At 39.8% G+C, this 15275-nt stretch carries 15 protein-coding genes and 3 pseudogenes; 11 read left to right on the plus strand and 7 right to left on the minus strand.

Going from position 1 to position 15275, the window contains the following annotated elements; genetic code table 11:
* Nucleotides 1-4: 4 nt before the first annotated feature.
* Nucleotides 5-370 carry a virulence activator alpha C-terminal domain-containing protein gene (locus A3842_RS03835; protein WP_256701491.1) on the minus strand — a complete coding sequence of 122 codons (366 nt, stop codon included), beginning with the start codon at nt 368-370 and terminating at the stop codon, nt 5-7.
* Here A3842_RS03835 and A3842_RS31830 point away from each other — a divergent pair.
* The 5 genes from A3842_RS31830 (at nt 369) to A3842_RS03860 (ending at nt 3844) form a co-directional block, all read left to right on the plus strand.
* Nucleotides 369-635 carry a histidine phosphatase family protein gene (locus A3842_RS31830; RefSeq protein ID WP_074100502.1) on the plus strand — a complete coding sequence of 89 codons (267 nt, stop codon included), beginning with the start codon at nt 369-371 and terminating at the stop codon, nt 633-635. The genes A3842_RS03835 and A3842_RS31830 overlap by 2 nt on opposite strands.
* 292 nt (nt 636-927) lie before the next feature.
* Nucleotides 928-1425, plus strand: a complete 498-nt coding sequence (locus A3842_RS03845; protein ID WP_074100503.1) for a DedA family protein — start codon at nt 928-930, stop codon at nt 1423-1425.
* A 30-nt stretch (nt 1426-1455) separates the two neighbouring features.
* On the plus strand, nt 1456-2031 hold the full coding sequence (locus tag A3842_RS03850) for a class I SAM-dependent methyltransferase (RefSeq protein ID WP_074100504.1): 576 nt from the start codon (nt 1456-1458) through the stop codon (nt 2029-2031).
* Between the two features lie 18 nt (nt 2032-2049).
* A complete protein-coding gene (locus A3842_RS03855; RefSeq protein WP_074100505.1) occupies nt 2050-2730 on the plus strand; it encodes a response regulator transcription factor in 681 nt (226 codons plus the stop codon).
* On the plus strand, nt 2723-3844 hold the full coding sequence (locus A3842_RS03860; protein WP_074100506.1) for a sensor histidine kinase: 1122 nt from the start codon (nt 2723-2725) through the stop codon (nt 3842-3844). Before A3842_RS03855 ends, A3842_RS03860 begins: the two co-directional genes overlap by 8 nt.
* A gap of 11 nt (nt 3845-3855) precedes the next feature.
* Here the strand turns inward: A3842_RS03860 and A3842_RS03865 are convergent, their stop codons facing one another.
* Both A3842_RS03865 and A3842_RS03870 read right to left on the minus strand, forming a co-directional pair.
* The gene (locus A3842_RS03865) at nt 3856-4500 is read right to left on the minus strand and encodes a phosphatase PAP2 family protein (protein ID WP_074100507.1); all 645 of its coding nucleotides are present in this window, start codon (nt 4498-4500) and stop codon (nt 3856-3858) included.
* Between the two features lie 443 nt (nt 4501-4943).
* Entirely contained in the window at nt 4944-6173 is a 1230-nt protein-coding gene (locus A3842_RS03870; protein WP_074100508.1) for an NADH:flavin oxidoreductase/NADH oxidase family protein, read from the minus strand.
* 165 nt (nt 6174-6338) lie between these two features.
* On the opposite strand from A3842_RS03870, the gene A3842_RS03875 reads away from it, so the two are divergent.
* The 5 genes from A3842_RS03875 to A3842_RS03895 all read left to right on the plus strand — a co-directional run bounded on the left by A3842_RS03875 (nt 6339) and on the right by A3842_RS03895 (nt 10086).
* Nucleotides 6339-6932 (plus strand): TetR/AcrR family transcriptional regulator, encoded by a 594-nt coding sequence (locus A3842_RS03875; protein ID WP_074100509.1) that lies wholly within the window; start codon nt 6339-6341, stop codon nt 6930-6932.
* A 40-nt stretch (nt 6933-6972) separates the two neighbouring features.
* A complete protein-coding gene (locus tag A3842_RS03880) occupies nt 6973-7359 on the plus strand; it encodes a MerR family transcriptional regulator (RefSeq protein ID WP_074100510.1) in 387 nt (128 codons plus the stop codon).
* A gap of 77 nt (nt 7360-7436) precedes the next feature.
* On the plus strand, nt 7437-8276 hold the full coding sequence (locus A3842_RS03885; protein WP_074100511.1) for an oxidoreductase: 840 nt from the start codon (nt 7437-7439) through the stop codon (nt 8274-8276).
* Nucleotides 8277-8494: 218 nt separating this feature from the next.
* The gene (locus tag A3842_RS03890; protein WP_074100512.1) at nt 8495-9313 is read left to right on the plus strand and encodes an oxidoreductase; all 819 of its coding nucleotides are present in this window, start codon (nt 8495-8497) and stop codon (nt 9311-9313) included.
* Between the two features lie 95 nt (nt 9314-9408).
* Entirely contained in the window at nt 9409-10086 is a 678-nt protein-coding gene (locus tag A3842_RS03895) for a TetR/AcrR family transcriptional regulator (RefSeq protein ID WP_074100513.1), read from the plus strand.
* A gap of 126 nt (nt 10087-10212) precedes the next feature.
* Here A3842_RS03895 and A3842_RS03900 read toward each other — a convergent pair.
* From A3842_RS03900 to A3842_RS03910, 3 genes and pseudogenes are all read right to left on the minus strand, one after another.
* Nucleotides 10213-10419 (minus strand): annotated as a pseudogene (locus A3842_RS03900) (sigma factor); the annotation flags it as partial.
* Between the two features lie 155 nt (nt 10420-10574).
* Complete coding sequence (locus tag A3842_RS03905; RefSeq protein WP_074100514.1) at nt 10575-11186, minus strand: hypothetical protein; 612 nt, start codon at nt 11184-11186, stop codon at nt 10575-10577.
* A gap of 415 nt (nt 11187-11601) precedes the next feature.
* Nucleotides 11602-12070: pseudogene (locus A3842_RS03910) on the minus strand (sigma-70 family RNA polymerase sigma factor).
* Nucleotides 12071-12201: 131 nt separating this feature from the next.
* On the opposite strand from A3842_RS03910, the gene A3842_RS03915 reads away from it, so the two are divergent.
* Nucleotides 12202-14319, plus strand: a complete 2118-nt coding sequence (locus A3842_RS03915; RefSeq protein ID WP_074100515.1) for a Piwi domain-containing protein — start codon at nt 12202-12204, stop codon at nt 14317-14319.
* Between the two features lie 134 nt (nt 14320-14453).
* Here A3842_RS03915 and A3842_RS03920 read toward each other — a convergent pair.
* Nucleotides 14454-15275: pseudogene (locus tag A3842_RS03920) on the minus strand (hypothetical protein); the annotation flags it as partial.

The following is a 15275-nucleotide window of genomic DNA, read 5'->3' on the forward strand; positions in this document are numbered from 1 at the left end:
TTTTTCAGGGATATTTACATGATTTTTCCGTTTCTATAAATAAAATAGTGCATGCATAGAAGCCGAACCCTATACGGGCCCGCCTGACATTGGATTTATTAAGCAAGCTAATACTGTCATCACACCACTGAATAAGGCTGCTAAATTGCTTTTTGCCATAATCATTGGTAATTAGCCAGTACTTGATATTAGGGTCATCCGGCTCTTGCTTTAGCAGCCATTCCTCAAGCCCCAAAAAAATCCGCAATGCTTCCTCCAGCTTTTTCTTATGATCCTGGATATGCCCGATAATAATGTCAGATGAAGTATTACTGCCGAAAAATACTTTTAGCAGTAATTCGTTCTTCTTCAGCATCACCATGTGTTCCATGGGCTGGGAGGTTAGACTGGCCGGCGGCATTCCCGATCCCAGCCTTTACGAGGGAGTCGAAAATGTCGCCAATTATGTCACCAGAGTGTTTGGATTTATGAAAGAGCTTGAGGAAAAATACGCTGGCAAAGAAATCAATATTCTCATATCCGGACACCAGTGTACCACAGGGACGATTAGAGCCTATTTCGAAGGGATGCCCGAGGATGGAAATGTTCTGAAACTTGCATCAAGAAATGGAGAACTGAAAACTTACGAGTTCTAACTTTCAATTGACCAATGTCCCGCCGCACGGCGTATACATCTATAGCTTGCAACGAAAAGCCGGTTCCCCAGATTCGTCTGGAAAACCTGCTTTTTTTATACCCATCATCAGGCTACAAGCAAACTTCCGCACCATACCTGAGACTGTCTTCGTTCAGCTGAATTTTTTTCAATGCTGCTCCTGTTATAAATTCATTAAAACTTCTTCAGAAATCCTTTAGAATTCTTCTACCTAATTCCTCAGATTTTTTAGTTAAGCTTTATTTACTAAAGCAAGCAAAGGAGGTGGAATATTGGTCAGTAATACGATCTTAGAGCTAATCCATCAGTATGGATATCTGATTTTTTATCTTGCTTTTACGTTAGGTCCTTTTGGAATTCCAATCCCTAATGAAATTACAATCCTCACCGGCGCTACTCTGAGCCATATAGGAGTGATTAATCCGTGGATGACTTACCTCTGCGTTTTATCAGGGTTATTAACTGCCTTTACGCTTTCTTTTTTTGCAGGAAAATTCTTTGGTCAAAAGCTGAAGAACAAATTTCTGGAGAATAGACATTTGCAAAGGGCCGAGCAAATTCTAAACAAACGAGGGCATACGGCTATGTATATAGGCATGTTTATTCCCGTTGTACGATATATCATTCCGATGTTAATCGGACTTAGCGGAACAAGCTATAGACGGTTCGCCCTTATTTCATATTCTAGTGCTTTAGGTTGGACCTTACTCTTCTTCTCCGCAGGAACATTCTTTGGAAATCATATCCTCTCCAAATGGTTCAACACCTAAAAATTCCAGAAATTCATGGAGGAAAATCAAATGGGATTAAATGAAAATTTTTTATTCTTACGAAGCTTTATTCAAGATCCAAAACGGGTGGGCAGTGTTACGCCAAGTTCCCGATTTCTGGCACGCAGCATGGTAAACCAAGCACCTTGGCATGAGATTAATGCAGTTGCAGAGCTCGGATCAGGCACTGGTGCGATTACTCGTATATTGAATACTAAGGTAACTAACACAACTAAAGTCCTGCTATTTGAGATGGATAAAACGATGCGGAATAACTTGAAGATGGAGTATCCTAACTTTTCTTGCCATCGTAATGCTGCTCATTTAGTAGAAACCATGAAAGATGCGAATATCCATCAGTTAGATTGTATTTTTAGCGGATTGCCGTTTTTTAATTTTGAACCTGCAATAAGAAATACTTTGGTTGAACAGATTTATGAATCCCTCAAACCTGAAGGATTATTTATCGCCTTTCAATATTCACTTCAAATGAAGAAGCAGCTTACCAAATATTTTAATATTGATACAATAAAGTATGTACCACTTAATTTCCCTCCCGCTTTCGTCTATGTCTGCCGTAAAAGGGGAAATGTTATAATTAAATGAAGAAGAGGAGCTGTCTAAATGAATACAATCCTTGTTGCGGATGATGATTCTGAAATTCGAGATGTAATTCATGTTTATCTACGGAATGAAGGTTACCATGTACTTGAAGCAGCAGATGGCCAGGAAGCGTTGAATCTAATACAAACAACTTCGGTTCAACTGGTTATCCTGGATGTCATGATGCCTCGGATGGATGGAATCACAGCCTGTCTCAAAATAAGGGAAATCACCAATACCCCAATTCTTATGCTGTCAGCCAAGCAGGAGGACATTGATAAAATCACAGGTCTAACTACCGGGGCAGATGATTACATGATCAAGCCTTTTAATCCGCTGGAACTACTGGCTCGTGTAAAAGCCCAGTTACGGCGTCAGTCTTTAATTGGAAAGGAAGAATTTAATTCTCTGATCATCATTAAAGACCTGATCATAGATAAAAACAAACATTCTGTGAAGATAAACGGTACACATGTTTCATTGACTCCACTAGAGTTTGCGATTTTAACCCGGCTTGCCAGCCGGCCTGGGCACGTTTTTAGTTCGGAGCAGATTTACGAGAGTGTATGGAAAGAGCCTTATGGGTATTCCGACAATACCGTAATGGTTCATATTCGTAATTTAAGAGAAAAATTGGAGAAGAACCCACGAGAACCTTTGTATATTAAGACTGTCTGGGGAGTTGGATATAAAATTGACTGAATCTGTGCGAAAGCCGCGACAAAAAAAACGAATTCAGACCAATATCTTAATTAGGATGGTGCTCAGTTTAATTATTACTAGTTCTATAAATATTTCTCTCAGCATTCTAATCATCCACCTTGGAAATGTAACCCAATGGGGATGGGTATTGAATGTCCTCTCCTTTCTTCTGACACCACTTTTTCTAGTGATCTTTGTCTTTACCTTTTTTACGTTGACCCGGGGAATCGTCAGAGATTTAATATCACTGGAGCAAGGACTTCAAATCATAGCGGAAGGAAATTTGGATTACCGTGTATCTGTAGCGCGGGAAGATGAACTGGGACGTGTTGCGTTAAATATCAACCGAATGGCAGAACGTTTGGAACAACAGATTGTAAAGGAACGTGAAGTTGAAAAATCGAAGATGGAGATGATCACGGGGATCTCACACGATTTGCGTACACCTCTTACAAGCATAATCGGATATATTGAGCTTCTACGTACAGAATCATACCAAGATCAAGAAGAATATACGCGTTTTATTCAGAACACCTACAATAAAGCGATTCATTTGAAGAAACTGCTGGATGATCTGTTTGAATATACCCGGCTTACATCGGTGGATTCCCGGCTTACTCTGGAGAGAAGTGATTTGTCACAGCTTTTAAATCAATTGTTGTTTGAATTCGAACCAATTGCTCAAGAAAATAACGTACACCTTGTGAAAGATATTACTAATAGTCCAATTATCACCTTAATCGACAGTGAAAAAATCGCCAGAGCCATTGATAACCTGCTCATGAACGCCTTAAAGTATTCCCTCAAACCAGGCAGCATCTGCATACGAATGATAACGGAACCGGAACAATGTATCATTGAAGTTGAAAATAAGGGAACGCCTCTCTCAAAGGACCAAGAGAAACGTCTATTTGAACGGTTTTATAAAGTTGATCATTCCAGAAAAAGCGAAGGAATTCAAACCGGAGCAGGTCTTGGCCTTTCTATTGCCAGGAATATCGCTGAGCTGCACAAGGGAACCTTATCCCTTGAACATAGCCATGACATCTTCACTTTTCGACTAAGATTGCCTTTCCAAGAGGTTCAAGAAATTAAATCAGAAAAGTATCCATGAGTTAGATTGTATTATTTGCGGGAGCGTTGTTGCTTTTTTTGCACAAATGAAATAACAGTACCAGATAACCGGTAACATAATTCTGCGACTAGAATACCACCCCCAATATCCGCTAAAACATGTTGTTTTACCAGTACAGTAGAAACAATTATAAGAATAGACATTGCGGTGATCATTAACCAAATCTTTTGTCCAAAAATACGCGTTCCCCTTAGCATCAGATAGCTGGTGAGCACATGAATACTCGGAAAACAATTGTATTGCTGATCATTACTATACACAAAATTAACCACTTTATAGATGAAATCGGGTTCAGAATGAACATCGGGTCGTTGAATCCCGGTTTGAAACAGAGCGAAGAAAACATAAGAGATGATGAGACCGCTACACTGCGCAATGAGTGTCTGAAAATAGATTTGCCTGTCCTTGAAAGCAAGAGCAATCAGCACAGCCGTAATAAACGGATACCATAGTAAGTAAGGGATAATAAAGGAAGCAACAAACGGGATCTTGAGATCCAGGCTCGTCTCAAGGCTATACACATGAACCCCCGGGTGATTCAGTATATTATAAAAAACATTTATTACAGGAACGATTAAAAGCCATAACAGGGGTAGCCATACTGAATTAGAGGATCCTTTGTTAGAATACTTCAAGTTCTCAACTCCTAAATGGGATTATTCATACACCATTTTAGAGGAAAATTCTGAAGAACTTCAGAGGAGATTTCTAAAGATTTTCTGAATGCAAGATCCGATTCTACAGATTCATCTGGAAACAGGCTTTCTTTTCACACAATCATCATCTTATACAAGCAAATTCCCGCATCGGACTTACCCGGCAATGAACTGCTGCAGGGGAACATATACCATTTTCCACAGAAACCAGGAAATGAGTAAACTTTCAAACCAATAATATCCGCTTTGCAGACCGGCCCCGTTACTGTCCCGGGCGTCGTGCGTTTTTATGAAATAATGTTGAATTCTTATTCTCATTCATTCAACTCCTTAACGCAAAAATACTCTCTTTGATCTGCTTACATTCAGCAATTAGAAGAGAGTATTTTTTCAGTTGAAAAACAGGCACTCTTTATAGCGGCTTAATTTGACCGACGTGGCACAAGTGCCGCCAGGCCGTTCTGCATTAAAGCATGAGTTAAGGGACTCCAGGCATTTTGGTGACGTTTGGATTCTTTACCTTCTGCAACCCTTTTCATTTGCTGTTCATAATAGCTGAGCCCAATAATAGAGCCGAGTTTTTTGTCCAATGCTTTTAGACCTGTGGTTAACCTTGGGGTTTTTACAGTTTCATACCGGCCTTGCATAATCCGGTTCGCAATATCCGGAACCAAGACAAACGGACGTGCAATCCCGATCATGGAAGTCTTATTGTTCATAAGAGCTTCCTGCATACTTTCTTGTGATCTGAAGCCGCCGGTAACCACGATCGGAACATCTACGAGTGACTTGATTCTCTGAGCATACTCCAGAAAGAAAACCTCATGCCCACCTTCACCACGATCTGACATCATTTTGGGGTTCTCATAACTTCCGCCCGATACTTCAATCAGATCAATGCCTAAACCAGCCATTGTCTTTACAACTTCAATCGAATCCTCTTCGGTAAATCCACCTTCCTTGAAGTCGGCTGAGTTCAATTTCAGTGCGATCGGAAAATCCGGACCAAGGGCTTTACGCATTCCCTGATAAATTTCCACTAAAAATCTCATTCTGTTCTTCAGCTCTCCCCCATATTCATCCTTTCTCTGATTATCATACGGCGACAAGAACTGATTGACTAAATATCCATGGGCAGCATGAATTTGAACGCCTGTAAACCCTGCTTCTTTGGCGATGGCTGCAGTTATAACAAACCGGTTCACAATACTTTTGACTTCAGCGGTGGTTAACGCTCTAGGTTTTTTAAACGCACTTCCATAGCTGCCGCTGATCGGAACAGCACTTGGGGCTACCGCTTCTCTCGAAACCGTACGCGGAGATTGCTTGCCGGGATGATTAATCTGCATCCAGAGATGTGTATTATTCGCGGTTCCGGCCTCTGCCCATTTCTTCAAGATTTCAATATCTCTTCTGTCCTCGACAACGACGTTTCCCGGCTCGCCCAGTGCATTGCGGTCAACCATCACATTGCCGGTCATTACAATTCCCGCTCCTCCGTTTGCCCATTCCCGATATAGATTCACATGTAACTGCCCAGGCTGATTCTTCCGGTTGGCCATAGTTTCACTCATTGCCGACTTGAAAAAGCGGTTCTTAATGAACGTCCCATTAGGTAGTGTTAGTCCTTCTGCAGCTTTGATTTTTGTCATTTTATTCTCTCCTTCTAAGTACTCCATGTTTTCGGTCGCAAATATATGGACACGTGCAAATATATTAAGTACAATAAGTGAAAATGTCATCTTCATCAAGAATCAATTAGCGGGTTTGGTCCAAACTTGGACAAAAAGCGAAAATTGCAAAAGGAGGCACAGACCGTGAAATATGATCTTTCCAAAAAAGCAACCAAGGGTGCACAACGGACCTTGGACGCTTTTTCGGCTGCCATGTTCCAAATACTTTCCGGCAAGTCTTTTGATGAGATTACCGTGAATGAACTATGCCAGCAAAGCAATTATCCCCGGGCCACATTCTACAATTATTTTGACGACAAATATGATCTGCTCAATTACTGTTGGCAATGTCTGTACAAGCAGATTCATCTGGAGGAGTATGCGAACCTTAGTCCGGAAGAGCGCTTGTCCGTTTTTTTTGACCGTGCATATGATTTCGTTGAGGCCAATCAAACGAGATTAAAGCAGATTTTGAAATCTAATACGGAAGAGAAGGTACTGCTTCTGCATTTTCGCATTCACTTGGGTGCCAAATTGCGGGAAATCTTTTATCTTGGAGGTTGTATAGAGCGATATGCTCTCCCCTATGAACTTGTAGCCGACCACTATTGCAATACGATCCTTCTGATTCTGGAATGGCGCTTTTTAAAAGAAAACGACTGCCCCAAAGCGCAAGCTTTGCAATATTTAAATCTTTTGCTGGGTGCGTTGAATATGAACGAAAAAAAAGGGGTCTGAACCTTAAAGCCAACTTTAAGATTAGGAGAGGAAGAATCCAATGTTTAGCATAAATGAAATCGTAAAAATAACAGGACTCCCCGCTTCAACGCTACGTTATTATGAAGAGGTTGGAATTCTACCCGTTGTAAACCGGAATTCCGGCGGAAGGAGAGAATACTCGGAGGAGATTTTGGAGTGGCTGGAATTAATTATTGCCCTGAAGAATACAGGCATGACAATCGAGGAGATCAAAGCGTATACAGACCTTATCTTACAAGGGGATGAGACACTGGATGCTCGAAAGAATTTTTTATCGGCGCACAAAATGAAAGTTGAAAAGTCCGTACTGCAAACCCAACTGCATTTAGAAAAAATAATACGCAAAATTGCAATATACGATATATTAATGTACAAGCAGACATCAGACAAAAAAGCTTTACTCTAACGTCAGATTTGACTTCAAGTATACTTTAAGTAGTAGACTGGGTTGCATAACTACTTAAAGGAGTGATTATTTTGCCTATGCAGGAAAAAGTTTGGATTATCACTGGATGCTCTACCGGCTTTGGGCGTCACATCGCGAAGCATGCCATTAACGCAGGTTACAAGGTGGCAGTCACTGCACGTAATGTTGAAGCGATCCGGGATATTACAGAAGGACATGAAGAAAACACGCTCACTTTGCCGTTAGATGTAACAAACAAAGATCAGATTAACAGCGTGGTTTCTGAGACAATTGAAAAATTCGGCCATATTGATGTATTAGTAAATAATGCTGGCATTGGTTATTTTGCTTCCGTGGAGGAAAGTATCGAGGAAGAAACACGAAAGATGTTTGAAATTAACTTCTGGGGTCTTATGCATATGACCAATGCTGTCTTACCGTATATGCGAAACCGGAGGTCCGGCCATATTATAAATTTCTCATCCATCGGCGGATTAGCCTCTTTCCCTACACTTGGTTACTATCATGCTACAAAATATGCCCTTGAGGGTATTTCTGAGAGTCTTGCCCAAGAAGTAGCGTCATTGAATATTCATGTAACATTGATTGAACCCGGCGCCTTCCGCACAGATTGGGGTGGTCGTTCTTCAGTTAAAACTGAGACACAAATTTCTGATTACAGTGAATCCTCAGTAGGCCAGATGTTGAATTATTTACAGCAAGGAGGCGGGCAAGAACCGGGGGATCCTGCAAAAGCTGCAGAAGCAGTTATCATGATCACTCAAGCCGATAACCCGCCGCTTCGCCTGCTTCTGGGTGAAGGAGCTTACCTGGGAGCCACAACTAAATTTACAAACTTACTAGCAAGTATAGAAGAATGGAAAGAGACAACACTCAACGCTGATTTTAAAAACTAATTAAAGTGTTGCCTGACTTATAAAGTTGGGCAACACTTTTTAATTGCTCCGCTGTAATAGGGGCGGAGCCAAGGCGTAAGAGAATGAAAGTGGTGGCAAACGTGTATTTGATACGGTATGGCCCCGCTTCTCATCTGAATAAATTCCCCAATTGACAATTGACTATAAGTCAATTATAGTTGACTCAGAGTCAATTAACTAATATGGAGGTTTCACTTATGAGTCAAAAAGTTGCATTAATTACAGGGGCGTCGTCCGGCATCGGCAAAGAAGCAGCAATTGAACTAAAGAAGCAGGGGTTTACTGTTTATGCAGCCGCCCGGCGTATAGAAAAAATGCAGGGGCTTGAGGCAAAAGGAATTCGTCCAATCTCACTGGATGTGACCGATGACGAATCCATGGTTCAATGTATCAATGAAATTCTTAAAATTGAAGGAAGAATTGACGTTTTGGTCAATAATGCTGGATATGGTTCATATGGAGCGTTAGAAGATGTTCCAATCGAAGAGGCCCGGCGCCAGGTAGAAGTAAATGTGTTTGGTCTGGCGAGAATGATTCAGCTTGTGGTACCGGGTATGCGGAAAAATAAATCCGGGAAGATTGTCAACATTTCTTCTATGGGAGGTAAAGTCTGGACCAGTTTCGGTGGCTGGTATCACGCGACCAAGTTTGCAGTGGAAGGTCTTTCGGATTGCCTCCGACTTGAATTGTCACCCTTTGGTATTGATGTGATTGTTGTTGAGCCGGGGGGAATTAAAACAGACTGGGGTATTATTGCTGCCGAAAATCTTAAAAAGGTATCCGCTAAGGGCGCCTATACTCAGGCAGCTAGCAAAATAGCGGATTGCATGATTAAGAATTATACAGGGAATCAATTATCGAAGCCGGAGCTAATTGCACGTACAATCAGTAAAGCTGTGACCGTACGGAGACCGAAAACCCGTTATCTTGTTGGTTTTATGGCAAAACCCATGGTGTTTATGAAAAACCTTGTTGGAGATCGTGGCTTCGACAGAATCATCAAGATGTTGTTTTGATTGGCCAATATACAAGAATAAAAACCAATGGTTATTTTAGTTTTGACTCCAGATCAATAAGAGATTAAAATTGATCGAAATGGAGTGATGCAGTTATGGCAAAACGCGCGATGTCTCCGGAAGCTAAGGCTTTAAAAGCTCAGGGCATCCTCGATAAAGCAGCTGAAATGTTTATGACAACCGACTACGGAAAAATTAAAATGTCCGATATTGCTAAGCAGACGGGCGTGTCAAATGGTATTTTGTTTGTTTACTTTAAAACTAAAGAGGCATTGTTTTTCAGCCTGTTGTGCCGAGAGTATGACAAAAGGCTTACTCGTTTGACGGAAATGGTGAAAGAAATGCAAATCCGGAATTTTGATGACTTCAAAAGTCTCGTTTTGAATGAACTTACTGAACTGGCAGATCATAACCCCTTGTATATCCTGCTGGAGTCCATGCGAACGGCAGTATTCGAAAAAAATGTTGACGCAGAAACGATGCTGAATCAGAAACTGAAACTGTACCAGTTCATGTCAGAATTAGTCTCAATAATTTGCGAACATAACGAATTAACACAAGAGGATATTATGGAAATCCTTCAAGCGGAAGCCTCAATTATTACGGGCTGTAAATTATCTGCTACCTTACCTCCAGAGGTCATTGATATTATCGAAAAGAACGGTCTGGATGATTTCAAGCGTAATTTTAAGAGTGACGTGCTTAAGACAATGGCTTGTTATTTGGATGGTTATCAAAAGAATCATGTAGCTGATCGTACAAACAAACAATAAAGGAAAACCACCAGTAGACTCGGATGACAATCACCCGCTGCATCGGTTCTTCTTGGCCAGTGTAAGCGCCCAACCACCACTTCCGTTTCCAGTATCAAAAATATTCAGATTATGTATATTTTGCTCTAATATATCGATTAAGGTGAATTCATTGCCTTCTTTGTCCGTCCCAATCGGATTATTCAGAGATACATCCTTTTTGGTCTTTTTAAGTGATCTCAAATGCATCAGGATTTCATTCTCAATACAGCGGGCAGCAAAAGTAGCGAGCTTCGTGCCCTTGTTTGGGCGGTAGCTCTCAATGGCCTTGATCAGACCGATGGTGCCGATGGACTAGGTCCTTTTGCTGCCTCATATACTTGTTTTCTCTTCTCAATATCTCCTCAGAAAGACCCATATGTCTTTGATCTGGGGTCAAGAAATTCAATCCACTATGTCGATGCTCCGAGTTATACCAACGGACAAATTGCTAGGTCCGGGAACTTAGGTTAATTAGCAACTTGCCTTGAGACTTTGAACGAGCACATTCCCTCCTCTGACATATGAAGACTGAAGGAAATGTTCCCGATTTTAGCAGTCTTCCAGCTAGCCTGTTTAGGATCTAATCTTGGCGTATGGTCAAACATAGCGATCACTTCTTGTTGTTCCTCTTCAGTGGCATTAGGTGAAATTATCGATAACAGCGTTTGCATTGTCAAAGCTATTTCTACTCCCCCATCACCCTCAATGCCATTTTTCTTCATATCATCCAATGTTTCTTGCGGATAGTACAGGTATTTTTGCTGATATATGAGGTTTCTCAAGCTTTTATCCACATTCATTCCAGCGGTCATCGTACCAGCTCCTCCAAGACTGGCCTGTAACTTAATTACTCCATACTTCTTTATGATCGTATAGGATTCAATCGGTCCAAGCTTGGAATTCTTATTGTATTGATTGATAAAAGCGTTCGCACTGCTGTATATGTGCGGTTCCGTCTGGATTACCTTTGAGGAAGCTTTGACCGTAGCGATTGCGAAGGGATGAGGATGCTTAAGTGTAGCTGCAACAATAGTAGTGCCAATTATAATTGTCATTACCTTTAACCATTTGCTCTTCATGCTTAAATTCTCCTTTGTGGAATCTCTTTTATTTCTTTCAAGTAAATTTTTAATTCCGTTTCATTGATTAATTTAGAAAATCACTTCCTAAGAATCCAAATAGGAAAATAATGTAAAATTTCACCTTTGCTCTTCCTATTATAAAGAAACTTTGGACTTCTTTCAATAAACTGAAGTCCACAAACATTTAGATGTAGCAGGTACAAGACAACAATTTGGTTGTGCGAGAGCATTCGATCGTATGTAAATATCGTAAATCCACGGTTGTTTTTGGTAGTCCTATATAAGCATAAAGCAACTCATCCGCAGACGAGTTGCTTTATGCTCTGAATTTTGAACATTTCTACAATCACAATATCGCCTTCGCCTTATAAAACTCATGATACAGCTTCATAAGCGCCCTTATCTCTATTCTTTAAACATAACCCCGCGAAATCCCCAGCTCCTTCGCAATCTCCCGCTGTATCCGCTCTTCCCCGCTGGTGTCCAGGCCGAACCGCCCCACTACAACTTCCTTTTCCCGGTCATCCAGAATGTCCAGGTTGCGGTAAATCTTACTCATCTCGATCTTCAGATCTACTTCCTTCACAATATCATCTGCGTCGGAACCGAGGATATCGAGTCAGCGTGATCTCGTCTTCCTTATCCGTCCCTATAGGATCATGCAAAGATACGTCCTTTTTGGTCTTTTTAAGCGATCTCAAATGCATGAGGATTTCATTCTCTATACAGCGGGCAGCAAAGGTCGCGTGCTTTGTGCCTTTATTGGGGCGGTAGCTCTCGATGGCCTCGATCAGCCCGATGGTGCCGATGGAGATGAGGGCCTCCATGTCTTCGCCAGTGTTATCGAATTTTTTGAGGTTATGACACGATACGATGTCCATCTGGTAATTTATTATTTCTTAGAACTCTTATTTCAAGATCCTTATAGATGATGAATGGGATATATTGTATAGTTAAAATATGCCATGTAGATATGCGGTATAGCCAATAGGGAGAGTGAACAGAACAGATTATGAATACACCACTAACACACTACGTACTTACGGAATGGGAATCAGATACGAATACAAATGCTCTAAATATTTATCTATATACACTACCTGTGCGTAATGTATTTGAGCAACTTAAAGAAAACGGAAATGCTTGTTTCGACCTAAGAAAATTAAACAGATCGCTCGTTATCGATTTTTTCAATCAATATATTGCAAGCTGGCAACCTATTGAAAGTTGGGGTGAATACACATTCACTCAACATGAATATCGCTCAATTAATCCAACCATCTTAGCAGAGAGAACTATCTTAGAACGATTACTTTTAAGAACTATTGAAAGCGTTCAGCCAAAAAAAGAAATTGCAGCTGGAAGTCGGAAATTCACGTGGTTAAAAGCTGAAAAAGTCGTAGAAAATATTTCAATACATAGAGTCATACAATGTGATGTTACTATCGACAATAAAGGCAGGATTACAGTAGGTTTTGATTTAAATCATAGTTACCGTACAAATGAATCGGTATATGATCTAATGAACTCAAAAGCAATTTTTAAAGGTGATCGAGTTATTGATAGATACAACAATCTTCATTATGAGTTCGAAGAGATCTCCAAATCTACAATCAATGATGTGATTCCAGAACTTAATCAATCAGTTGTTGATTATTTCGCTAAAGAACGAAAGCAAGCTTGGAAAGTTGATAACCTTGAACAGAGTATGCCTGTTGTCTATCTTAAAGCGTATAATGGATCTCGCATTGCATATGCACCAGCTATGCTACAAAAGGAGCTTACTTTTGAGTCACTTCCTGCCAATGTAGTGCGTCAAACATCAGAGATTTATAAACAAAATGCAAACCAAAAAATTAAGACATTGTTAGAAGAAATACAAAATGTTTTATTACGCACTGATAAAATTAAATTCAATAAACAGAAGCTTCTAGTCCAGCAAGCTGGGTACCAAATAATGGAGTTGGCAAATCCAATTCTTTCATTCGGAAAAAATGTTACTCAATTACAGCCTAAGTTCGGACTTGATAAGGGTGGTGTAGTAGCCTCAAAACCATTATCAATTAATTTACTTGTTTACCCAGAACTTATAGATACAAAAATCGATGTTATAACTGCCTTTAATGATAAATTAAGTGCGTTATCTCATAAATGGGGTGTACCACTATCAATTCTAAAAAAATCAGGAGCATATCGAAACAAACAAATTGATTTTACAAACCCACACCAACTTGCCATCCTACTTAAGGAGCTTACGAAAAATTCATTTCAAGAGCTGACACTCGTGATAATCTCGGAAAAAGTTTCAGGCATGTGGTATGACTTGGTAAAGAAAGAGTTTGGAGGAAATGCTTCAGTACCAACCCAGTTCATAACCATAGAAACTCTCCAAAAAGCTAATGACTATATTCTAGGCAATCTATTATTAGGACTTTACACTAAGTCCGGAATTCAACCGTGGATCTTAAATTCATCCCTATCATCTGATTGTTTTATTGGGCTGGATGTATCTCATGAAGCTGGCAGACACTCTACAGGAATTGTACAGGTCGTAGGAAAAGACGGTAGAGTATTGTCCAGCCGGGCAAATACCTCTAATGAAGCTGGTGAAAAAATCCGCCATGAAACTATGTGCCAAATTGTATACTCGGCGATAGATCAATATCAGCAACACTACAATGAAAAACCGAAACATATTACGTTTCATCGGGATGGTTTTTGTAGAGAAGATTTAAATAGTCTAGACGAAGTAATGAATAGTTTAGGTTTACAATATGATATGGTAGAGATTATCAAGAGAACGAATCGCCGCATGGCTCTAACCGTTGGAAAGCAAGGTTGGGAAACCAAACCAGGGCTGTGTTATGTAAAAGATGATTTAGCATACCTCATCGCCACAAATCCTCATCCGCGCGTCGGCACAGCACAACCGATTAAAATTATCAAGAAAAAGGGTTCGATACCAATCGAAGCAATAATTCAAGATATTTATCATCTTTCGTTCATGCACATCGGTTCATTATTAAAATGTCGCCTTCCAATTACTACATATTATGCCGATTTAAGCTCTACTTTCTTTAACCGGCAGTGGCTCCCGATCGACTCTGGCGAATCTCTACATTTTGTATAACAAATAAACCTCCCGCATACTTGGGAGGTTTATTTGCTCTGTCTAAAAATTAAGTTAAATAAAATATCTCATTTTTTGTAATATTAAACGACCACATGAGCATATGCCTTTTAGGTATTTAATGTAAATCCATACTAGTTTTCTACCTCAAATCCAACTTCCCTAAATTTCTTAAATAATTGAACAGCATAACTATCTATTTTTGATTTATCTATAAAAATTGTTAAATTACGCTTTGCTCTCGAACATCCAACATAAAATAACCTATAAGCACATAATGCACCATAAACTTGGCTTTCCTTAAAACATTCCTTAGCTGTTGTAACATTAGGTTTTGATAAATAGTCCAAATAGGATCTCTCACATAATTCTCTGAAAATCATGTTATCTTTAAAATTCTCAATTAACTCCTTAACTTTTGCAACCAAATAATCTTGATGCTGCCCATGTAACGCTTTATTAATGTCAGACAATTTAAACCCTAAATAATGAATTGTGGCGTTAATCCACTTAACATAGTCATAATAAAAAGATTCAAACGAATTAAGTGAAATATCAGTGTGGCTCCACAATTTAAAGAAACGGTACATATGTACTACCGGCGTTGAATTGCTATCTTCGGCAATAAAAAAAACTGTTTCGTGACTCTCGCCTTTAACACCGTGCTGGGTAGATACATTAGGAATTTTAAGGTAGTTTGCTAAAGCCTTGAATTCGCTAATTTCCACTTCCAAAACAGATGAGTATTCTTCACTATCTAATATTGTATCAATGAAATCTAATCTTGCCAGACCTGTGGCTTTTAGAATAGAAACAATGGACATGATGTCAAAATCATTATCGTCATTGTATAGATCCAAAATGAAATACAAATTAATTTTCAATCGTCTTTTATCTTCGTGTTGGGATACTACACACGCTGCCTGATCAAACATTTTCGAATTCTTCTTTAATAC

Origin of the sequence: Paenibacillus sp. P3E, from assembly GCF_001909045.1 — a bacterium.
GTDB lineage: Bacteria > Bacillota > Bacilli > Paenibacillales > Paenibacillaceae > Paenibacillus_AQ > Paenibacillus_AQ helianthi.